The sequence below is a fragment of the Paenibacillus sp. FSL H3-0457 genome (assembly GCF_037981725.1).
Classification (GTDB): domain Bacteria; phylum Bacillota; class Bacilli; order Paenibacillales; family Paenibacillaceae; genus Paenibacillus; species Paenibacillus amylolyticus.
This window is the reverse complement of sequence record NZ_CP150283.1, coordinates 6140050-6161039: the sequence shown is the minus strand read 5'-3', so window position 1 is coordinate 6161039 and position 20990 is coordinate 6140050. Positions and strand designations below refer to the sequence as shown.

Genomic DNA, 20990 nt, shown 5'->3' with positions numbered 1-20990 from the left:
CCCAGTGCCAATCAAAAAGTATAAACCAACATCCCCGGCAAGACGGAACATGTCCGTTTCTACATTTGAGGAAATCACCACAAATCAGCCGGAGAAATCGTTGTTGGCCCCGTTGAGCAAACAAGCAGGCCGCAACAACCAAGGTAAAATTACAGTTCGTCACCATGGTGGTGGACACAAACGTAAATACCGTATCATTGACTTCAAACGTACTAAAGATGGAATACCGGGCCGCGTTGCTACGATTGAGTATGACCCGAACCGTACATCCAACATCGCTCTGATTCACTATGCTGATGGTGAAAAGCGTTATATCATCGCTCCTAAAGGTTTGAAAGTTGGAGATCAAGTGTTCTCCGGACCTGAATCAGACATCAAAATCGGTAACGCACTGCCACTCGAAAACATTCCAGTAGGTACCGTTATCCACAACATCGAGTTGAAACCAGGTAAAGGCGGACAATTGGTTCGTGCTGCTGGTACAGAAGCTCAATTGCTTGGTAAAGAAGAAAAATACGTTTCCGTTCGTCTCTCTTCCGGAGAAGTTCGTCGTATTTTGAAAGTTTGCCGCGCGACAATCGGATCTGTAGGTAACCAAGACCACGAGCTCATCAAAATCGGTAAAGCCGGTCGTAGCCGTTGGTTGGGTAAACGTCCTGAGGTTCGTGGTGTAGTAATGAACCCTAACGATCACCCACACGGTGGTGGTGAAGGTCGTGCTCCAATCGGACGTAAATCGCCAATGTCACCATGGGGTAAACCTACACTTGGTTACAAAACGCGTAAGAAAAATAAAGCTTCTGATAAATACATCATTCGCCGCCGCACGAAGTAATACACACTGTGCATAACTTCGTGAGGCATCTGCGGATGCATAATAGCTATGTTTGAAGGGAGGATCTCCACATGGGTCGCAGTTTGAAAAAAGGGCCATTCATTGATGGCTACATGCTTAAAAAGGTAGAAGAGATGGAAGCTTCAGGTAAGAAGAATGTGATCAAAACCTGGTCCCGTCGTTCTACAATTTTCCCGCAATTCATCGGACACACATTTGGCGTTTACGATGGTCGTAAACACGTGCCAGTGTATGTAACTGAGGACATGGTCGGACACAAACTGGGTGAGTTCGCTCCAACCCGTACGTACAAAGGCCATACTGCTGATGATAAGAAAACAAGAAGATAAATGAATATCTTTAATGTTTGAAAGGAGGTTACACAATGGAAGCAAAAGCACATGCTAAGTTTATCCGGATTGCTCCTCGTAAAGCTCAACTCGTTGTTGACTTGATTCGTGGCAAGCAAGTAGGTGAGGCGGTTGCCATTCTCCGTCACACTCCGAAATCTGCTTCTCCAATCGTTGAGAAGTTGCTTAACTCCGCTATTGCGAATGCGGAACATAACTATTCTTTGGATGTTAACAAATTGGTTATCTCGCAAGCTTACGTGAACCAAGGACCGACAATGAAGCGTTTCCGCCCTCGTGCAATGGGACGTGCAAGTCGTATTAACAAACGTACTAGCCACATTACTTTGGTGGTATCTGAGAAGTAGAAGGAGGGGAAATGTGTGGGCCAAAAGGTAAATCCAGTCGGACTCCGTGTCGGAATTATCCGTGACTGGGAATCTAAGTGGTATGCAGGCAAAGACTTCGGTGATCTTTTGATGGAAGACGTGAGAATTCGTGAATTCCTGAAAAATAAATTGAAAGACTCCGCTTTATCTCGTGTAGAAATTGAGAGAGCGGCTAACCGCGTAAACGTAACGATTCACACTGCTAAACCAGGTATGGTTATTGGTAAGGGTGGTTCGGAAGTTGAAAATCTTCGTAACCAAATTACGAAAATTGCTGGCGGTAAAAAAGTACACATCAACATTTCTGAAATTAAGAACCAAGACTTGGACGCTGTTCTTGTAGCTGAAAGCATTGCACAACAATTGGAACGTCGTGTTTCTTTCCGTCGTGCTCTGAAACAAGCAATTCAAAGAACTATGCGCTCCGGTGCTAAAGGTATCAAAACTCAAGTAGGCGGACGTCTTGGCGGTGCTGAGATCGCACGTTCTGAAGGCTACAGCGAAGGAACTGTTCCACTGCACACACTGCGTGCTGACATTGACTACGGTACAGCAGAGGCTCATACTACTTACGGACTTATCGGCGTAAAAGTATGGATCTATCGTGGAGAGGTTCTTCCTACGGCTAAGAAACAAGCTGCTAAGGAAGGAGGCAACTAATCATGTTGGTACCAAAACGCGTAAAACACCGTAAGCAACAACGTGGACATATGAAAGGCCAAGCTAAAGGCGGAACGACTCTGAACTTTGGCGAATACGGTCTGCAAGCTACGGAACCGGCTTGGATTACGAACCGTCAAATCGAAGCGGCTCGTATTGCGATGACTCGTTACATCAAACGTGGTGGTAAAGTTTGGATCAAAATTTTCCCAGACAAACCAATCACTCAAAAGCCTCTCGAGGTTCGGATGGGTAGCGGTAAAGGTAACGTAGAAAAATGGGTTGCAGTAGTGAAACCAGGTAAGATCATGTTTGAACTTGCTGGTGTACCGGAGGAAATTGCACGCGAAGCAATGCGTCTTGCCGCTCACAAACTGCCAATCAAAACGAAGTTCGTGAAACGTGAAGAATTGGGTGGTGAAGCAAATGAAAGCTAGTGAATTTCGCAACCTAACCTCTGCTGAAATCGAGCAAAAGATTGCCGGATTTAAAGAAGAACTCTTTAACCTCCGCTTTCAATTAGCTACCGGTCAGCTGGATAACCCGACTCGCATCCGTGATGTGCGGAAAGAAATAGCTCGTGCTAAAACCATTATCCGTGAGAGAGAATTGGGAATCGGTTAATTAGGGATAGGATGGACAATCCGTCCGTAATCAGGAAGGAGGCCAACAATGAGCGAAGAACGTAACGCACGTAAAGTGCAAACTGGTAAAGTGGTCAGCGATAAAATGGACAAAACGATTGTTGTTGCTGTAGAAACTTACAAAAAACACAACTTGTACCATAAACGCATTAAGGTTACTAAAAAATTCAAAGCGCATGACGAAGAAAACACTGCGAAAATCGGTGACACGGTGAAAATCATGGAGACTCGTCCGCTTTCGAAAGATAAACGCTGGAGACTTACTGAAATCGTAGAAAAAGCGGTTATCATCTAATGCATCAGCAGCATTGCTGAAAGGAGGAATACTAAATGATTCAACCATTTACACGTTTGACTGTGGCCGACAACTCCGGTGCGAAGGAACTGATGTGTATCCGCGTACTCGGCGGTACGGGACGTCGTACAGCTCAAATCGGTGATCTGATCGTTTGTTCTGTTAAACAAGCAACACCAGGCGGCGTTGTCAAAAAAGGTGATGTAGTTAGAGCGGTTGTCGTTCGTACGAAACGTTCTGTACGTCGTAAAGACGGTTCCTACATCGGTTTTGATGAAAATGCAGCGGTTGTTGTAAAAGACGACAGAAGCCCACGTGGAACACGTATTTTCGGACCAGTTGCTCGCGAACTTCGCGATAAAGACTTCATGAAAATCGTTTCCTTGGCTCCAGAAGTTATCTAAAGCTTAATCTCGTGATGTTAGAAACAGGAGGTGTACGAAATGCCAAGAGTGAAAAAAGTTCTGGAATCCCATAACAACAAACTTCACGTTAAAAAGGAAGATACGGTTATGGTGATCAGCGGTAAAGACAAAGGTAAAAAAGGCCGTGTCATCGCTGCTTATCCTCGTGAGAACCGCGTCCTTGTGGAAGGTGTTAACATGGTGAAAAAACACCAGAAGCCTAACCAGCAAAATCCGCAAGGCGGCATTATCGAGAAGGAAGCTCCGATTCACGTTTCCAACGTAATGCACATCGATCCGAAGAGCGGAAAAGTAACCCGTGTAGGTTACAAAGTTTTGGATAACGGTAAGAAAGTGCGCGTTGCTAAACGTTCCGGAGAAATTATCGACTAATTGAACCGAATGAGAAAGGAGGGCTATGATTCATGGCATCAAGAATGAAAGAACGTTACCTGCAAGAAATCGCTCCTGCTTTGATGCAGAAGTTTAACTATACAACGGTAATGCAAGTGCCGAAAATCGAGAAAATCGTTATCAACATGGGTGTGGGCGACGCTGTCCAAAACTCTAAAGTGTTGGATTCTGCAGTAAACGATTTGCAACTGATCGCGGGTCAAAAACCTGTAATCACTCGTGCTAAAAAATCTATCGCAGGTTTCAAACTGCGTGAGAATATGCCTATCGGTGCGAAAGTTACATTACGCGGTGAGCGTATGTACTTCTTCCTAGATAAGCTGCTCAACGTAACGCTTCCTCGTGTCCGCGACTTCCGCGGTGTATCGAGTAATGCTTTCGATGGACGTGGTAACTATACACTGGGTCTGAAAGAGCAATTGATCTTCCCGGAGATCGAATACGATAAAGTTGATAAAGTCCGCGGTATGGATATTGTCATTGTAACAACGGCGAAAACAGACGAAGAGTCCCGTGAATTGCTTACGCAAATGGGAATGCCTTTCGTTAAGTAATGTTGGCATAACGTTTCCGGGTGTCTGGAAAGACTCCCTTTTCTCCGAAATTATTTAGGAGGTGTCAGGCTAAGTGGCAAAAACTTCGATGAAAGTTAAACAACAACGTACACCTAAGTTTAAAGTACGTGCATATACACGCTGTGAGCGTTGCGGACGTCCACATTCGGTCCTGCAAAAGTTCAAAATTTGCAGAATTTGTTTCCGTGAATTAGCTTATAAAGGCCAGATCCCTGGCGTGAAAAAAGCAAGCTGGTAAAAAGTCCTGAACGGGAAGGAGGTTAACTCACAATGACTATGTCTGATCCAATTGCAGATATGCTTACTCGTATTCGTAACGCGAACACTGTTCGTCACGAAACGGTAGAAATGCCTGCTTCAACAATGAAAAAACAAATCGCCGATATCCTGAAGCGTGAAGGTTTCATCCGTGACGCTGAAGTTATCGATGATAACAAACAAGGGATTATCCGTGTTTTCCTGAAATACGGTCAAAATAACGAGCGCGTTATCACTGGTCTGAAAAGAATCAGTAAACCTGGTCTTCGTGTTTACACGAAAAGCAACGAAGTACCTCGTGTACTTGGTGGCCTGGGAATCGCGATCATCTCGACATCTAAAGGTATCATGACGGACAAAGAAGCTCGTCAATCGAAATCCGGCGGAGAAGTCGTTTGCTACGTTTGGTAATATAACGTCACAAGATAGGAGGTGCAACATATGTCTCGTATTGGTCGCAAACCAATCACAGTACCAAGTGGTGTAGACATCACCCTGGACAACACCGTTATTACGGTAAAAGGACCTAAAGGAACTTTGACTCGTGAGCTTCATAAAGACATGAAGGTTACAGTTGAAAATAACGAAATCACAGTTGTGCGTCCTTCCGATAACAAAACTCACCGTTCTTTGCACGGCACAACGCGTAGCGTTGTAAACAATATGGTGAGCGGCGTTACTGAAGGATTCGCGAAATCTCTGGAATTGGTTGGGGTCGGATATCGTGCAAGCAAATCCGGAGATAAAATCGTTCTGAACGTTGGTTACTCTCACCCGGTTGAAATTACACCGGAAGCGGGAATCGAATTCGAAGTACCTTCGAATACAAAAATCATCGTTCGCGGAATTGACAAAGAGCGTGTAGGTGCTTACGCTGCTAAAATCCGTTCCGTACGTGAACCTGAGCCGTACAAAGGTAAAGGTATTAAATATGAAGGCGAGCGTATCATCCGTAAGGAAGGTAAAGCCGGTAAGAAGAAATAAGATTTCTCTTACCGCCTTTGCGCGGCTTTCGGCTTGCTTGCTTCGTGTGTTTCTAATATACCCCGTGGCTTCTGCTTTGAAGCCAGCGAGGTAACCTGAAAGGAGTGAATCTTTGAGATGATTACGAAACCAGATAAAAATAAGGCTCGTCTGAAAAGACACCTTCGTGTTCGTAAGAAAATCCAAGGAACGGCAGCACGTCCTCGTTTGAACGTATTCCGTTCTGGTAAACATATGTATGCTCAAATCATCGATGATGTTGCTGGTGTAACAATCGCTTCCGCGTCTACCGTAGACAAAGAATTGAGCACTGACATCAAAAATGGTGCATCTGTTGAATCAGCTCGTAAAGTTGGCGAACTCGTTGCTAAACGTGCGAAAGACAAAGGTGTTTCCAACATCGTATTTGACCGTAGCGGTTATCTGTACCATGGTCGTATCGCAGCATTGGCTGAAGCGGCTCGTGAAGCAGGACTTGAGTTTTAAGATATTTTTCAAAAGGAGGTTAACGACTTGCGTGTAGATCCGAATACTTTGGAACTGACTGAAAGAGTTGTAAATATTAATCGCGTAGCTAAAGTAGTAAAAGGCGGACGCCGTTTCAGCTTTAGCGCACTGGTTGTAGTCGGCGACGGCAACGGCTGGGTTGGAGCTGGTATCGGTAAAGCGGGCGAAGTACCTGATGCAATTCGCAAAGGTATTGAAGACGCTAAGAAAAACCTTGTACACGTTCCACTCGTAGGAACATCGATTCCTCACTTGGTAACAGGTAAGTTCGGCGCAGGACGCGTGCTGTTGAAACCAGCATCTGAAGGTACTGGTGTTATCGCTGGTGGTCCTGTACGTGCGGTTCTCGAACTTGCTGGTGTAGGTGACATTTTGACAAAATCTCTGGGTTCTTCGAATTCCATGAACATGGTCAATGCGACTTTGGAAGGTTTGTCCCGTTTGAAGCGTGCTGAAGACGTGGCTAAACTGCGCGGAAAATCCGTCGAAGAGCTTCTGGGTTAAGGAGGGAATTCTCATGGCTAAATTAGAAATTACCCTCGTCCGCAGCTTGATCGGACGTCCGGAGACGCAAAGAACAACTGTGAAAACATTGGGTTTGCGCAAAATCAATAGCAAAGTGGTACAAAACGATAATCCTGCCATCCGTGGTATGATTAACAAAGTAAGCCACTTGGTTGCTGTTAAAGAAGTAGAAGCTTAATATCGGGTTAATCCCACAAATCTTTAAGGAGGTGCAACGAACGATGAAGTTACATGAGCTTTCACCATCTCCTGGATCCCGCAAAGAACGTAAACGTCTTGGTCGCGGTCCAAGTAGTGGTACAGGTAAAACATCAGGTCGCGGTCACAAAGGACAAAATTCTCGTTCTGGCGGTGGAGTACGTCCAGGCTTCGAAGGTGGACAAAATCCATTGTATCGTCGCTTGCCAAAACGTGGTTTTGTAAACCCAACTCGCAAAGAATATGCAGTTGTGAATACTGAAGACCTGAACAGTTTTGCTGCGGGTACTGAAGTAACTCCAGAATTCTTGATGACGAACGGCGTAGTTAAAAACGCTAAATCCGGAATCAAAATCCTGGGTAACGGTGATGTCACTGTGAAGCTGACTGTTAAAGCTAACAAGTTTTCTCAATCTGCTATTGAGAAAATTGAAGCTGCCGGCGGTACAACCGAGGTGATTTAATGTTCAAGACCCTAAAGAATATCTGGCGGGTTGAAGATCTGCGCAAAAGGGTATTATTTACCCTTTTTGTACTGATCATTTACCGCATCGGCTCCTTTGTTCCCGTACCGGGAGTTAACAAAGACGTGTTCGAAGCGACAAATTCTGCGGGTAAAGAAGTTTTTGGACTTCTCAATACGTTCTCGGGTGGAGCGCTCTTCCAGTTCTCGATATTTGCGCTCGGGATCGTGCCTTACATCACTGCGTCTATCATAGTACAGTTGCTTTCCATGGACGTTATTCCTAAATTAGCGGAGTGGGCAAAGCAAGGTGAACAAGGTAAGAAGAAATCTGCACAATTGACCCGTTATTTAACGATTGGCCTGGCATTGATTCAAGCGTTTGGTACGTCGATCGGATTCAACCGCTTGTACAATACAGACATGATTCCTAACGCTACATTTGCAGATTATATCTTGATCGCGATTGTACTTACGGCCGGTACTTCATTCCTGATGTGGCTTGGTGAGCAGATCACCGAGAAGGGCATAGGAAACGGGATTTCGATCTTGATCTTTGCGGGTATCCTATCTACGGTGCCTAACATTATCAAACAAACGATCGAATCCGACTTCATTCAACCTGACCAACTGTTTATGAATATTCTTAAAGGTGTTATCATCGCAATTGTTATTGTGTTGATCATCATAGGGGTCATTTACATTCAGCAGGCGATTCGGAAAATTCCGGTACAGTACGCTAAACGTGTCGTAGGTAACAAAATGTACGGTGGACAGAATACACATATCCCGCTGAAAATTAATGCAGCAGGTGTTATCCCTGTCATCTTCGCATCATCGTTGTTGATGTTCCCGACGATCATCGCCAACTTCTGGGCAGATCGCCTTTGGGCACAGTGGATCGGACAGAACCTGACTACACACAAACCTCTGGGTATGTTGTTGTATGTCGTGATGATCTTCGGTTTCACATTCTTCTATACTTTCGTACAGATGAATCCACAGCAGATGGCTGATAATATGAAAAAGAACGGCGGTTACATCCCAGGCATTCGCCCGGGTAAAGCAACCGAGAAATATCTGACCCGTGTCATGACTCGTTTGACAATGGCCGGTGCCATGTTCTTGGCAGTCATTTCCGTTCTGCCTGTAATCTTGGGGGCACTGTCTGGTTTGCCTCAATCTGCGCAAATTGGAGGAACATCCCTCCTGATCGTTATCGGTGTTGCGCTGGATACGATGAAGCAAATCGAAAGCCAATTGATCAAACGCCACTACAAAGGTTTTATCAATAAATAGGCAATAGGTACCGGTCGAGTGAAGATTTACTTGCCGGCACCTATTGTGCTGTTTGTTGATGTAGGGTAGTCTTGGAGGGAGTGACATAACGTGAACATCCTATTCATGGGCCCTCCGGGGGCAGGAAAAGGAACGCAAGCAGACGTCATCGTGAAAGAGTTCGGTATTCCCCATATTTCAACAGGCGATGCATTTCGTCTCGCGATCAAACAGGGAACTCCCATTGGCATGAAAGCCAAGGAATATATGGATCAAGGATTGCTTGTACCAGATGATGTAACCATTGGCATCGTTGAAGAACGTTTGCAGCAGCCTGACTGCAGAGAAGGTTTCCTCTTGGACGGATTTCCAAGAACCCTTTCGCAAGCAGAAGCGCTCGATGGCATTCTGGATCGATTGAACTCAGGTCTCGATCATGTAATCAACCTGAAAGTGGATCGCAACAAATTGCTCGCTCGTTTGACGGGTCGTCGAATTTGTAAAAACTGTGGTTCCACTTATCATGTGGTATTCAATCCGCCTAAGCAGGAAGGTATTTGTGATAAATGCGCTGGTGAGTTGTATCAACGCTCTGATGATAATGAAGAGAGTGTAGGTACACGACTGGACGAGTATATCAACAAAACAGCACCACTCCTCACGTTCTATGAGACTAAAGGTCTTCTTCGTCAAATGAACGGAGAACAGGATATCGATCAAGTTTCTCAAGAAATCGTGTCCTTACTGAGAGGTTAATTGATGATCATTGGTAAGTCCGAAACGGAACTGGGCTTGATGAGGGAAGCAGGGAGAATTGTTGCGGAAACGCATCGTCTCTTGGCAGAGCATATCGCTCCCGGTATTACGACTGGAGAACTTGACCATATGGCTGATCAATATATCCGCAGTCAAGGAGCTGTGCCGTCTTTCCAAGGTTATAACGGTTTCCCTGCCAGTGTGTGCGCTTCAGTCAATGAAGAGTTGGTACATGGATTTCCCGGCAAACGCAAGTTGAACGAGGGCGATATCGTTACGTTTGACATTGGCGCGCAGTACCAGGGGTATCATGGAGATTCCGCCTGGACTTATCCGGTCGGCCGTATTTCCGAAGAAGCCCGTCGTCTTCTGGACGTTACCGAGGCTTCGTTATACGCAGGTCTGGCGCTGGTAAAACCGGACGTTCGCTTGTTTACAATATCTCATGCGATTCAGAAATATATTGAAGATGAAGGGTTCTCCGTAGTTCGTGAATATGTCGGTCACGGCATAGGCGCAGATCTGCACGAAGAACCACAGATTCCGAACTATGGTCTTCCCGATCGGGGACCACGGCTTAAAGCGGGCATGGTGCTGGCCATAGAGCCGATGGTTAACGTAGGTAGACGGTATGTGAAAACGTTGGAAGATAACTGGACTGTCGTCACGGTTGATGGTAAGTTATGTGCACACTTTGAACACACCGTAGCAGTTACACCAGATGGTATGGAAATTTTCACGAAACTGAATGCGTAGGTGATGAGGCATGAACAGTCAGTCTAATCCGCAGCTCGGTCAACTTGTGAAGATCCGTAAAGGCCGCAATGCGGACCAAGCCGCAGTAATTGTTGCTATAGCGGACGGTAAGTTCGTATATATTGCGGATGGAGACAAACGTAAGTTTGATCAACCAAAGAAGAAGAATCTTCTTCATCTTGAGCTCCAGCCCATGATTAGCAGCGAGGTTGTGAACAGTTTAAACGAGAGTGGTCGGGTGACAAATGGAAAGCTCCGTTACGCGGTTCATTCATTTCTGGAATCCACCAACATTCAATCTGAAGAGAAAGGAGACTGACTAATGGCTAAGGAAGATGTCATTGAAGTGGAAGGTACGGTTCTCGAACCGCTACCGAATGCAACATTCAAGGTTGAGCTTGAGAACGGTCATCAAATTCTCGCTCACGTTTCCGGAAAACTGCGGATGCACTTTATCCGTATCCTGACTGGAGACAAAGTAGTTGTTCAGTTGTCGCCTTATGATTTAACAAAAGGTCGCATAACTTACCGTAAATAGTAGTAGACAGTTGCAATGAACTGTGAAGCTTATGTAGCGGGTTTTGCCCGGCAAAACTTGCGAAAGCTTCGAAGCCGGTTTTACAATAGTAGAACAAGGTCAATGCTTACGAAGAGGGTTTTGCTTAGCAAAACTTTGAGGAGGTAATTCACATGAAGGTAAGACCTTCGGTCAAGCCGATTTGCGAAAAGTGCAAAGTCATTCGCCGCAAAGGGAATGTTATGGTTATCTGTGAAAATCCGAAACACAAACAAAAACAAGGTTAAAGAAGGGGGTGTAGCGTAAAATGGCACGTATATCTGGTGTGGATTTGCCACGTGATAAGCGCGTTGAGATCGCCTTGACTTATATTTTCGGAATCGGTAAAACGACTTCCCAGAAAATTCTGAGCACAACAGGCATCAATCCGGACACTCGTGTTCGTGATTTGACGGAAGATGAAGTCAGCAAATTGCGTGAAAGTATCGATAAAGAGGTCAAAGTAGAAGGTGACCTGCGTCGAGAAATCTCTTTGAATATTAAACGTTTGACGGAGATCGGTTGTTACCGTGGAGTTCGTCATCGTCGTGGTCTGCCTGTTCGTGGACAACGTACGAAAACGAATGCTCGTACTCGTAAAGGTCCTCGTCGTACAGTAGCGAACAAGAAGAAATAATAAGGGGGGATAAGAGAAAATGGCTAAACCGAAAAAAGTCGTACGTACTAAACGTCGTGACCGTAAGAATATTGAATCTGGCGTGGCGCATATCCGTTCCACTTTCAATAACACTATCGTTACTATTACGGATCCTCACGGAAACGCAATTTCGTGGGCAAGCTCCGGCGGCCTCGGATTCAGAGGTTCCCGTAAATCGACTCCGTTTGCTGCACAAATGGCTGCTGAGACTGCTGCCAAAGCTGCAATGGAACATGGGATGAAAGCCGTTGAGGTTATGGTTAAAGGACCAGGCGCAGGCCGTGAAGCAGCGATCCGCTCTTTGCAAGCTGCTGGTCTTGAAGTTAACCTGATCAAAGACGTAACTCCAGTCCCGCATAACGGATGCCGTCCTCCAAAACGTCGTCGTGTCTAATGAGATTTGCCCCTGCGTGTGGTATATTTCCGGCACAATCTGCTAATAATGGTTGTTTAGGCATACTACTACATGTTTTCGCAAGAGAAGGTAAATGTTTCATAGAGGACCGACGTTTTGAAGGAGGGGTATTGCAGTGATTGAAATCGAAAAGCCGAAAATTGAGACGGTAGACGTCAACGATGATGGCACCTATGGGAAATTCGTAGTAGAACCGCTTGAGCGCGGATACGGTACGACGCTTGGAAACTCGCTTCGCCGAATCTTGCTCTCGTCACTGCCGGGTGCGGCAGTGTCTTCGGTTCAAATCGATGGCGTTCTGCATGAATTTGCTACAGTTCCTGGCGTAATGGAAGATGTAACGGAGGTTATTCTTAACCTGAAAGCTTTGTCGCTTAAGATTCATTCAGACGAGGAGAAAGTGCTCGAGATTGATGCTGAAGGCGAAGGAGCAATTACGGCTGGAGATATCCGTGCTGACTCCGATGTGGAAATCCTTAATCCGGATTTGCACATTGCTACGCTCGGACCAGGTTCGAGACTTCACATGCGTATTTTTGCCAATCGCGGTCGCGGCTACGTCCAGGCAGATCGGAATAAACGCGATGACCAGCCGATCGGCGTCATCCCAGTCGATTCCATCTTCACCCCGATCAGTCGCGTTAACTACGCTGTGGAAAATACGCGTGTCGGTCAAGTGACCAACTATGACAAGCTCACGTTGGAAGTTTGGACTGATGGAAGTATTCGTCCTGAAGAGGCTGTAAGCCTCGGCGCTAAAATTTTGACTGAGCATTTGATGCTCTTCGTGGGTCTTACAGACGAAGCGAAAGATGCAGAAATCATGGTCGAAAAAGAAGAAGACAAAAAAGAAAAAGTACTCGAAATGACGATCGAAGAGCTGGATCTCTCTGTTCGTTCCTACAACTGCCTCAAACGTGCCGGTATTAATACCGTGCAAGAGCTGACTACGAAAACGGAAGAAGACATGATGAAAGTCCGTAACCTCGGACGCAAGTCTTTGGAAGAAGTTCAAGAGAAGCTTGAGGAACTTGGTTTGGGACTCCGTACAGAAGAATAGACAGCCGAGTGCTTGAAGTGAAGGAGGGAAAACAATGGCATACCAAAAGTTGGGCCGTAATTCCAGCGCACGTAAAGCTTTGTTCCGTGACCTGGTAACCGACCTGTTCTTATACGAACGCATTCAGACAACTGAAGCGAAAGCAAAAGAGGTTCGCTCTATTGCTGAAAAACTGATCACTAAAGCGAAAAAGGGAGATCTTCATGCCCGTCGCCAAGTGGCAGCTTATGTTCGCCGCGAAACTATCGATGGTGAGCAAGATGCAATCCAAAAACTGTTTAGCGAATTGTCCGGTCGTTACGCTGAGCGTCCAGGTGGATACACTCGTATCTTGAAACTGGGACCTCGTCGTGGTGACGCAGCGCCAATGGTTTACTTGGAACTGGTAGACCGCGCGTAAAACAGATGAGATGAGGAAAGGGGACAGAATCAACGATTCTGGATTAACCCTTTTTTTCTCTTCATTTCGGAATTCGTGCTGTAATAGAAGCTCCGTAAGGGGCTTCTTTTGCTGTTCGGGATAGGGATATGTATAGTATGGAACAAAGGTGTGGTAATAATGCGAAACTTATGTATGACGTTAACTTATGATGGCACTGCCTATTACGGCTTCCAAGTACAGCCGGGTGGGAATACCATTCAGGATCATCTTGAAGATGCGATTCGTGCTTTAACCGGTGAGAAGGTTAAAATTACAGGTTCAGGCCGAACAGATGCAGGTGTTCACGCCCGCAGACAAATCTTCAATTTTCCTACGGAGTCCCAGATCCCGATTGAACGTTGGTGTATTGCACTCAACTCCAGATTACCCTCCGATATTGTCGTTATTGATGCGATTGAAGTTTCGGCTGATTTTCATTCTCGCTATGCAGCGAAAAAGAAAACGTATCGTTATACAGTCAATGCGAATCAATTTCCGGATGTATTCAACAGAAGACTGCAATATCATCATCATGCGAAGCTTGATATTATGGCAATGCAGGAGGGCTTACGACATTTCATAGGGACGTATGATTTTACCTCTTTTGCTTCACGCAAGTCTCAGAAAGAGAATCATGTCCGTTCGGTGTACGAAGCATGGATGGAAGTGGACCGATCAATGTGCAGAGACCATCCGCGCGATCAGGGTGTCATTCACATTTATGTGAGTGGTAACGGCTTTTTGCAGCATATGGTTCGTATCATTGTAGGGACACTGCTGGAGATCGGAGAGGGCAAACGGAAAGCCTCTGATGTACCAAAAATGATTGCTGCATGTAATCGATCTGCTGCAGGACCTACTGCAGTTAGCTGCGGTTTAATGCTCTGGGATCTTGAATACAAAAAAGATTAAATTTGGTGAGTGAAAAGCTTAATTAACACTTGCGATTTAATCGCCTATCATGTAATATAAAAGTTGTGTTTTCTTAATGGCTTTCCCACAGCCCCAATTAAGAGTTTCACATCAAATTTACAATCCATCAACACCTGAAGTTATAACTTAACGAACGAAGATAAATGAAAATGATGATTTTGAACATTTTAAGGAGGAACTTTTCATGCGTACTACGTACATGGCGAAGCCTAACGAAGTTGAGCGCCAATGGCACATCATTGATGCTGAAGGCAAAACCCTCGGACGTTTGGCGAGCGAAGCAGCAGCTTTGATTCGCGGCAAACACAAGCCACAATTCACTCCACATGTGGACACTGGCGATTTCGTTGTTATCATCAATGCTGAGAAAATCGTATTGACTGGTAAGAAAATGCAAGGTAAAAAATACTACCGTCACTCAATGCACCCAGGTGGTTTGAAAGTAACTACAGCTGAAGAGATGGTTAAAAACAAACCTGAGCGTATGTTGGAATTGGCTGTTCGCGGTATGCTTCCTAAAACTCGCATGGGCGAGAAAATGAAGTTGAGACTTAAAGCGTACAGAGGCACTGAGCATCCACATGCAGCACAAAAACCAGAAGTTTACGAACTTCGCGGTTAATTAAAAGGAGGACAGTTTCATGGCACAAGTACAATACTATGGGACAGGTCGTCGTAAACATTCGGTAGCACGTGTTCGCCTTGTACCGGGTGAAGGACGCATTGTCATCAATAAACGTGATATTAATGAATACTTCGGTTTGGAAACACTCAAACTGATCGTAAAACAACCACTGAACTTGACAGAAACGCTCAACAACTATGACGTTCTTGTTATTGCTCATGGTGGCGGAATCTCCGGTCAAGCCGGCGCAATCCGTCATGGTATCTCCCGCGCTCTGCTCAAAGCAGATCCGGAATACCGTGCATCCCTGAAAAAAGCAGGATTCCTGACTCGTGACCCACGTATGAAAGAGCGTAAAAAATACGGTCTTAAAGCGGCTCGTCGCGCACCTCAGTTCTCCAAACGTTAATATTAAAAGCCTTTGGCCTCGGTCAAAGGCTTTTTTATATATTCATGACCATCACGCCATATATTATATTAGTTTGTGCGATAGCTCTCATATCTCTGATGTCTCTCCCCGTGCTTGTGCATTTTTCCTTCATTGCCTTTTCATTGTGCTCTTAATGTCCCTCAATACAGTCCTATAATATGTACGTTGATACATCTACATCTTACTGAACCTCTCTAATCGTTTAGATCATTGAATACTCTCATACCCATCGCTCACCACACATTTTATAACAGCTCCTATAAAGTCATCGATTAGAACTCACGAGGGATTTCTTGAATGCACTCGGCTTACTGTTTTTGTACTTAATTCTTTGGTGCAAACCTTATCAGTATTTCTTATGGAAACGATAAAAGTCTCTTACATATCAACAGCTAAAATTCGCAACGTTGCTCCCCTTAAAACTTTAGCTTTTCTTCCTTCAACTTCAATCGCCCAGTGATTTTTTGATGTTGTTCTTGACGACAAGAACTGTCCAAACCCAGTAACAGCAAAGGTTTCCTAGGCTAAGCGATGTATTTTTACCTGTCTAATGACCTGGGCCAATATCATTGTTTTTATCTCATTAACAGAGAAATGGATAAATTGAACCAAAATATTGTGTGATAGCGGCAATCAAAAAGGGTCAAAAACTGATTTATTTTACCATATGGCAGGCATTGACATCTCCAATGAAAGATTTATACTAAACATAATTCATATTAGATTAGTCGGCTTTAGGTGTATTGAAATGCAGAATGGGGGAAATTCACAGATGAACTTGTTGGAGAAAGAAGATTTGGCACGGACGAAGGCAGAGGAACTGGAACATGCCAGTCCAGAGGATATTATTCGGTATGCTATTGAAACATTCCCAAATATCACTTTTGCATGTAGTTTTGGTGCAGAAGATGTTGTACTTGTAGATATGGTGCAGAAAATCAGCCCATCCACAGATATTTTTTATCTGGATACAGATTTTCACTTTAAAGAAACATACGAAACACGTGATAAGATGCAGGAGAACTACAACCTTGAATTTGTACGTGTGTCACCTAAGATTACTCCAGAAGAGCAGGCAGCTCAACACGGTGAAGAGTTGTGGAAGTCTGATCCCAATGGGTGCTGTAACATTCGCAAAGTCGAACCGTTAACACGTATTCTTTCTCAGTATGATGCATGGATTACAGGTATCCGCAGAGATCAAGCACCAACTCGTGCAAACTCAAAGAAGGTTGAGTATGATTCCAAATTTGGCCTGATGAAGTTTAATCCGATTGCTCACTGGACGACTGAGGATGTATGGCAATATATTCGTGACAATAACGTTGTATATAACCCTCTTCATGATCAGAACTACCCAAGTATTGGTTGTGAGCATTGCACACGTCAAGTTATGCCTGGAGAGGACCCACGTGCCGGACGCTGGTCTGGTAATGATAAAACGGAATGTGGCCTTCATAAATAATAGATATACAAGGAGCTGACAAGATGACATCGATTCTGCCTCATGGAGGTACGTTGGTTGAACGTATCGTACAAGGAGAAGAACGGGAGCAATTGTTACAAGACAGTAAAAACTTATCTTCTTTGCGTATTAATACTTGGACGATATCAGATTTGGATCTAATTGGTGTAGGTGCGTTCTCACCACTTCAAGGTTTCTTGAATGAGGAAGATTACCTTTCGGTGGTGTCTCGCATGCGTCTCGCCGATGGAACAGTCTGGAGTATACCGATTACACTTGCTGTTGACGATAAACAAGCCGCATCCCTCCAGATTGGTGAACGTGTGAAACTTGTTGGTGACCAAGATGGAGTCACTTATGGATTGCTCGAAGTCCAAAGTATATACCAGGTGGATCAGGGTGAAGAAGCCCGGCGTGTATTCAAAACAGATGATCCCGAGCACCCGGGCGTTAAAAAACTTTTGGAGCGTCCTGCAACATACGTAGGAGGTCCAATCCAAGTGTTGAACCGTCCAAAACCTTCGAAATTCGAAGAATTCTATTATGATCCTGCAGATACCCGGAAGATTTTTCAGGAGAAGGGTTGGAAGTCCGTAGTTGGTTTTCAGACACGTAATCCGGTCCATCGGGCTCATGAATACATTCAGAAGAGCGCTATGGAGATTGTAGACGCACTCTTCCTGAATCCGCTTGTTGGAGAGACGAAGTCGGACGATGTACCTGCAGATGTTCGGATGAAGAGTTATCTGGTATTACTGGAGAACTATTACCCGGCTGATCGTGCGTTTCTTGGTGTGTTCCCCGCAGCCATGCGGTATGCCGGTCCACGTGAAGCTATTTTCCATGCGATGGTTCGCAAAAATTACGGGTGTACCCACTTTATTGTTGGTCGTGACCATGCGGGTGTTGGTGATTATTATGGAACATATGAAGCACAGGAGATCTTTACTAACTTTACAGCAGAGGAACTGGGGATTACTCCGTTGTTCTTCGAACATAGTTTCTTCTGTACCAAATGTGGAAACATGGCATCCAGCAAAACTTGCCCACATGATAAAGAACATCATATGGCGCTTTCCGGCACCAAAGTACGCGGGTTGCTCCGTGACGGCCAGTGCCCTCCACCTGAATTTACACGTCCTGAGGTAGCTGAGGTGCTGATTGAAGGAATGGCGGAGCAAGTCCGCTCCTAGCGGTATAATTGTCCATCTTGTCCCATATAGATGATTAGAGTCATTTATAGGGACGAGGTGGTTTTTTTATGCGTAAAAATATGGGGAAACACTTTGTAGTCTGGATTAGGCTAAAAACAATCAAAAGGGTCATGCTGAGTCTCTGTCTACTGGCCATGTTAGTGGCGGTAATGTCCTATGAACTGCCTTCCGCTAAGACGTCAGGTTATTGGAGTTTGCCGATGGCGGGTAAAGTCATTGCCATTGATGCAGGACACGGAGGTCCAGATGGAGGAGCGGTAAGTAAACAGGGGGTTATTGAAAAAGATATCAACCTGTCTATCGCCCTGTATGTGAGAGATTATTTGCAACAGGCAGGGGCCTTAGTGGTTATGACACGAGAAATAGACACTGATTTGGCGGAATCGGACACCAAGGGGTACTCCAAACGCAAGACGGAAGATCTGAAACAAAGAGTACGACGGATAGAGGATAAGCAAGCAGATCTCTTTATCAGCATTCACATGAACAGTGTCCCATCCAACCGATGGAGTGGAGCGCAGGTTTTCTATACAACTAACCATCCGGATAACGAAGGTTTGGCTAATTTGCTTCAACAAGAGATGGTTCGTAATCTGGAGAATACAGATCGAATCGCCAAAACGGTGAATACGGTTTATCTGTTACAGGCTCTGAAGATCCCTTCAGCGCTGGTAGAAGTGGGTTTCCTTTCTCATCCGGAAGAGGCACGTATGCTTGCTGACGAAGCTTATCAACGTAAGGTAGCTGCTTCGATCTATAATGGAATTCTCAGATATTCCTCAGGAGAACGGCCTAAAAGTTAGTCAGAACAAGAAAGGTAATGATATAATTGGATCAGCATACCTAATTACATGCCAATAGATAAAGCTGAGGTGCTGTCTGATGTTATCAAAAGAACAGATACTTGAACTATTACAGCCATTACAAGAACCACAATTGGGAGTAAGTCTGACCGAACTGGAATGGTTTCGAGATATTATGGTGAAAGAAAATCATGTGGCTCTGACCATAGTGACACTGGAAAATCGACCTGAGGATACAACAGCTTTGAGTGATGCAGCGCGTAATCTGTTGTCCCAGCACGGACTGAAGGATGTACATATTCGTGTGCGTGCAGCTTCTGAGCATGATCGTGAGAGCCTGAATATGGGACAACCCGATAATGAGCCAGATCGGGACGAAGTGCTCGTAAAAGGTCACGCAGCGGGTCTGGATGGACATGAGCTGTTAAGTCCTGAATCAGGTGTTCGTTTTATTGCTGTGGCCAGTGGTAAAGGTGGCGTTGGTAAATCAACGGTAACCGTTAATCTGGCTGCAGCCTTGGCACGTCAAGGCAAGAAAGTGGGCTTAATTGATGCGGATATCTATGGCTTCAGTGTGCCCGACATGATGGGGATTGAAGAATATCCGGTCGTTGAAGATGGTGTTATTCAACCTGTTGAACGTTTTGGCGTCAAAGTCATGTCGATGGGCTTCTTTATTCGGGAGAACAACCCGGTAATCTGGCGTGGACCCATGCTAGGTCGGATGCTTCGTCAATTCTTTACGGATGTCCAGTGGGGCGAATTGGATTATGTATTACTGGATTTGCCACCAGGTACGGGAGATGTTGCTTTGGATGTGCATCAGATGTTGCCACAGAGTAAGGAAATCATCGTTACCACGCCGCATGCAACGGCAGCTTTTGTCGCAGCACGTGCGGGTGCGATGGCCATTCAGACCGATCATGAGTTACTTGGTGTGGTTGAGAATATGGCGTACTATGAGTGTGGCAGTTGCGGAGAGAAGGATTATGTCTTTGGTCGTGGAGGCGGGGGAAGACTTGCGGAAAGTCTGCATACAAGCCTGCTTGCCCAGATTCCATTAGGCACGCCGGATAATCATCCTTCCGAGCCTGATTTCTCACCTTCGGTTTACAAAGCAGATTCCCGTATAGGGGCTATCTACGATGAAGTTGCCCGGTCCATTGACTCCAAATTCTAATGGTATGAGTGTTATAAATACAAATAAAGCCTGCGTCCACCATTCGGATGCAGGCTTTTCAGTTTCTGTAATATACCAACATCTACTGTTTATGAACCTCCACCGCTGCCAGAATCTCCACTTCCACCATCTCCACCATCACTACCACCTTCGCCCTGACCGTCTTGCTGTCCGCCTTGCTGTCCGCCTTGCTCTTCCCCCTGTTTTCCGCCACTTTCCACTTTGGGTTGCAATTCGTCCTGTACTACCTTCTTGAGCAAAGTGAGTACTTCCATGCGGAACAACGGGTTTTGCATCACTTCCTGCATGACAGTCATCGTCTGTTTGCGATAATCCGGAGTCTTTGTCATATCCATGAACATCTTGGATACCTCAGGTGACTTCATGATGTCTTCAACAGACTTTTGATATGTGGGATCTTTAATCAATTGCATATGAAGCTGTTTACTTTGTGCGTTGATCACTTTGGCAAATTCACCCGCAAACTGCGGATCGGTCATGATCTTTTCGAATTCCTTCTTATATTCGGGAGCTGTGATGGTATCTTTTACTGCAATACGTATTTGTTCCGAAGATTGCACAGGCATTAACATTTTCATACCAATGGATCCCGAAGCACCACCCGAACCGCCGCCTTCTTCAGAACCGCTGCTTCCGCTGGATGAGCTTTGACCTGTAAGAGCTTCCTCCACCGCTTTCTTGCCTTCATCACTTTTTAAGATATCTACAACCATTGTTTTCATCTCTTTATAACTGCCCTGAGGAGGCGAAGAACTCTGATCTGAACCGCAGCCGGCAAGCATGACGGATAGCCCCAGTACGACACAGCATAGCTGCCACAAAGGCCGTTTCATGTGTACAATCCCTCCTTGATTAGATACTGGATGTAGTATGTGATGGGAAAGGGGGAAATATGTTGAGCAATGATGGTTTTTTGCT

The 20990-nt window shown here is 45.2% G+C and carries 35 protein-coding genes; 34 read left to right on the top strand and 1 reads right to left on the bottom strand.

From position 1 onward, the window contains the following. Positions 1-4 precede the first annotated feature (4 nt). From rplB to MHH25_RS27090, 34 genes are all read left to right on the top strand, one after another. Positions 5-835 (top strand): 50S ribosomal protein L2, encoded by an 831-nt coding sequence (gene rplB / locus MHH25_RS27255; RefSeq protein WP_017692078.1) that lies wholly within the window; start codon positions 5-7, stop codon positions 833-835. Positions 836-906: 71 nt separating this feature from the next. Continuing rightward, the gene (gene rpsS, locus MHH25_RS27250) at positions 907-1185 is read left to right on the top strand and encodes a 30S ribosomal protein S19 (protein ID WP_017692079.1); all 279 of its coding nucleotides are present in this window, start codon (positions 907-909) and stop codon (positions 1183-1185) included. 35 nt (positions 1186-1220) lie between these two features. Continuing rightward, positions 1221-1553, top strand: a complete 333-nt coding sequence (rplV, locus tag MHH25_RS27245; protein WP_036607180.1) for a 50S ribosomal protein L22 — start codon at positions 1221-1223, stop codon at positions 1551-1553. Between the two features lie 15 nt (positions 1554-1568). Continuing rightward, positions 1569-2234, top strand: coding sequence for a 30S ribosomal protein S3 (gene rpsC / locus MHH25_RS27240; RefSeq protein ID WP_036607182.1), 666 nt, complete (start codon positions 1569-1571; stop codon positions 2232-2234). A gap of 2 nt (positions 2235-2236) precedes the next feature. Then, complete coding sequence (gene rplP / locus MHH25_RS27235) at positions 2237-2671, top strand: 50S ribosomal protein L16 (RefSeq protein WP_017692082.1); 435 nt, start codon at positions 2237-2239, stop codon at positions 2669-2671. Then, the gene (gene rpmC / locus MHH25_RS27230) at positions 2661-2858 is read left to right on the top strand and encodes a 50S ribosomal protein L29 (RefSeq protein ID WP_017692083.1); all 198 of its coding nucleotides are present in this window, start codon (positions 2661-2663) and stop codon (positions 2856-2858) included. The genes rplP and rpmC overlap by 11 nt, the downstream gene beginning before the upstream one ends. Before the next feature lie 48 nt (positions 2859-2906). Next, on the top strand, positions 2907-3173 hold the full coding sequence (gene rpsQ / locus MHH25_RS27225; RefSeq protein WP_017692084.1) for a 30S ribosomal protein S17: 267 nt from the start codon (positions 2907-2909) through the stop codon (positions 3171-3173). Positions 3174-3208: 35 nt separating this feature from the next. After that, positions 3209-3577, top strand: coding sequence for a 50S ribosomal protein L14 (rplN, locus tag MHH25_RS27220; protein WP_017692085.1), 369 nt, complete (start codon positions 3209-3211; stop codon positions 3575-3577). 39 nt (positions 3578-3616) lie between these two features. Further along, the gene (gene rplX / locus MHH25_RS27215; RefSeq protein ID WP_017692086.1) at positions 3617-3970 is read left to right on the top strand and encodes a 50S ribosomal protein L24; all 354 of its coding nucleotides are present in this window, start codon (positions 3617-3619) and stop codon (positions 3968-3970) included. Positions 3971-4002: 32 nt separating this feature from the next. Further along, positions 4003-4545 carry a 50S ribosomal protein L5 gene (gene rplE / locus MHH25_RS27210; RefSeq protein WP_017692087.1) on the top strand — a complete coding sequence of 181 codons (543 nt, stop codon included), beginning with the start codon at positions 4003-4005 and terminating at the stop codon, positions 4543-4545. A 73-nt stretch (positions 4546-4618) separates the two neighbouring features. After that, positions 4619-4804, top strand: a complete 186-nt coding sequence (locus MHH25_RS27205) for a type Z 30S ribosomal protein S14 (RefSeq protein WP_013312154.1) — start codon at positions 4619-4621, stop codon at positions 4802-4804. A 32-nt stretch (positions 4805-4836) separates the two neighbouring features. Then, positions 4837-5235: a 30S ribosomal protein S8 gene (gene rpsH / locus MHH25_RS27200; protein WP_017692088.1), complete on the top strand. Its 399-nt coding sequence runs from the start codon at positions 4837-4839 to the stop codon at positions 5233-5235. 30 nt (positions 5236-5265) lie between these two features. Then, entirely contained in the window at positions 5266-5808 is a 543-nt protein-coding gene (gene rplF / locus MHH25_RS27195; RefSeq protein WP_017692089.1) for a 50S ribosomal protein L6, read from the top strand. A 117-nt stretch (positions 5809-5925) separates the two neighbouring features. Further along, a complete protein-coding gene (gene rplR / locus MHH25_RS27190) occupies positions 5926-6294 on the top strand; it encodes a 50S ribosomal protein L18 (RefSeq protein WP_017692090.1) in 369 nt (122 codons plus the stop codon). Between the two features lie 27 nt (positions 6295-6321). After that, the gene (gene rpsE, locus MHH25_RS27185; RefSeq protein WP_017692091.1) at positions 6322-6819 is read left to right on the top strand and encodes a 30S ribosomal protein S5; all 498 of its coding nucleotides are present in this window, start codon (positions 6322-6324) and stop codon (positions 6817-6819) included. Positions 6820-6832: 13 nt separating this feature from the next. Continuing rightward, on the top strand, positions 6833-7018 hold the full coding sequence (rpmD, locus tag MHH25_RS27180) for a 50S ribosomal protein L30 (RefSeq protein ID WP_017692092.1): 186 nt from the start codon (positions 6833-6835) through the stop codon (positions 7016-7018). A gap of 43 nt (positions 7019-7061) precedes the next feature. After that, positions 7062-7502: a 50S ribosomal protein L15 gene (rplO, locus tag MHH25_RS27175; protein ID WP_017692093.1), complete on the top strand. Its 441-nt coding sequence runs from the start codon at positions 7062-7064 to the stop codon at positions 7500-7502. Further along, entirely contained in the window at positions 7502-8800 is a 1299-nt protein-coding gene (gene secY, locus MHH25_RS27170; protein ID WP_017692094.1) for a preprotein translocase subunit SecY, read from the top strand. The genes rplO and secY overlap by 1 nt, the downstream gene beginning before the upstream one ends. A 90-nt stretch (positions 8801-8890) precedes the next feature. Beyond that, positions 8891-9535 (top strand): adenylate kinase, encoded by a 645-nt coding sequence (locus tag MHH25_RS27165; RefSeq protein WP_036607188.1) that lies wholly within the window; start codon positions 8891-8893, stop codon positions 9533-9535. 3 nt (positions 9536-9538) lie between these two features. Next, complete coding sequence (gene map, locus MHH25_RS27160; protein ID WP_076320288.1) at positions 9539-10291, top strand: type I methionyl aminopeptidase; 753 nt, start codon at positions 9539-9541, stop codon at positions 10289-10291. A 10-nt stretch (positions 10292-10301) separates the two neighbouring features. Beyond that, a complete protein-coding gene (locus MHH25_RS27155; RefSeq protein ID WP_282320141.1) occupies positions 10302-10610 on the top strand; it encodes a KOW domain-containing RNA-binding protein in 309 nt (102 codons plus the stop codon). A 3-nt stretch (positions 10611-10613) separates the two neighbouring features. Next, positions 10614-10829: a translation initiation factor IF-1 gene (infA, locus tag MHH25_RS27150; RefSeq protein WP_017692098.1), complete on the top strand. Its 216-nt coding sequence runs from the start codon at positions 10614-10616 to the stop codon at positions 10827-10829. A 152-nt stretch (positions 10830-10981) separates the two neighbouring features. Further along, the gene (gene rpmJ, locus MHH25_RS27145) at positions 10982-11095 is read left to right on the top strand and encodes a 50S ribosomal protein L36 (RefSeq protein WP_003333770.1); all 114 of its coding nucleotides are present in this window, start codon (positions 10982-10984) and stop codon (positions 11093-11095) included. Between the two features lie 20 nt (positions 11096-11115). Then, a complete protein-coding gene (rpsM, locus tag MHH25_RS27140; RefSeq protein WP_036607200.1) occupies positions 11116-11484 on the top strand; it encodes a 30S ribosomal protein S13 in 369 nt (122 codons plus the stop codon). A gap of 19 nt (positions 11485-11503) precedes the next feature. Further along, a complete protein-coding gene (gene rpsK, locus MHH25_RS27135) occupies positions 11504-11899 on the top strand; it encodes a 30S ribosomal protein S11 (RefSeq protein WP_017692100.1) in 396 nt (131 codons plus the stop codon). Between the two features lie 136 nt (positions 11900-12035). After that, a complete protein-coding gene (locus MHH25_RS27130; protein WP_017692101.1) occupies positions 12036-12980 on the top strand; it encodes a DNA-directed RNA polymerase subunit alpha in 945 nt (314 codons plus the stop codon). Between the two features lie 34 nt (positions 12981-13014). Then, entirely contained in the window at positions 13015-13380 is a 366-nt protein-coding gene (gene rplQ / locus MHH25_RS27125) for a 50S ribosomal protein L17 (RefSeq protein WP_017692102.1), read from the top strand. A 159-nt stretch (positions 13381-13539) separates the two neighbouring features. Next, positions 13540-14313: a tRNA pseudouridine(38-40) synthase TruA gene (truA, locus tag MHH25_RS27120; protein ID WP_339191218.1), complete on the top strand. Its 774-nt coding sequence runs from the start codon at positions 13540-13542 to the stop codon at positions 14311-14313. A gap of 205 nt (positions 14314-14518) precedes the next feature. Then, positions 14519-14956 (top strand): 50S ribosomal protein L13, encoded by a 438-nt coding sequence (gene rplM, locus MHH25_RS27115; protein ID WP_024633564.1) that lies wholly within the window; start codon positions 14519-14521, stop codon positions 14954-14956. A 19-nt stretch (positions 14957-14975) separates the two neighbouring features. After that, positions 14976-15368, top strand: a complete 393-nt coding sequence (gene rpsI, locus MHH25_RS27110; protein WP_017692105.1) for a 30S ribosomal protein S9 — start codon at positions 14976-14978, stop codon at positions 15366-15368. Between the two features lie 793 nt (positions 15369-16161). After that, complete coding sequence (locus MHH25_RS27105; RefSeq protein WP_074097059.1) at positions 16162-16854, top strand: phosphoadenylyl-sulfate reductase; 693 nt, start codon at positions 16162-16164, stop codon at positions 16852-16854. A gap of 23 nt (positions 16855-16877) precedes the next feature. Continuing rightward, positions 16878-18047, top strand: a complete 1170-nt coding sequence (sat, locus tag MHH25_RS27100; protein WP_340018595.1) for a sulfate adenylyltransferase — start codon at positions 16878-16880, stop codon at positions 18045-18047. Positions 18048-18115: 68 nt separating this feature from the next. Next, a complete protein-coding gene (gene cwlD / locus MHH25_RS27095) occupies positions 18116-18871 on the top strand; it encodes an N-acetylmuramoyl-L-alanine amidase CwlD (protein ID WP_036607212.1) in 756 nt (251 codons plus the stop codon). 79 nt (positions 18872-18950) lie between these two features. After that, on the top strand, positions 18951-20051 hold the full coding sequence (locus MHH25_RS27090; RefSeq protein ID WP_076254719.1) for an Mrp/NBP35 family ATP-binding protein: 1101 nt from the start codon (positions 18951-18953) through the stop codon (positions 20049-20051). Positions 20052-20140: 89 nt separating this feature from the next. On the opposite strand, the gene gerD is transcribed toward MHH25_RS27090, so the two are convergent. Continuing rightward, on the bottom strand, positions 20141-20905 hold the full coding sequence (gerD, locus tag MHH25_RS27085; protein ID WP_340018594.1) for a spore germination lipoprotein GerD: 765 nt from the start codon (positions 20903-20905) through the stop codon (positions 20141-20143). Between the last annotated feature and the right edge of the window lie 85 nt (positions 20906-20990).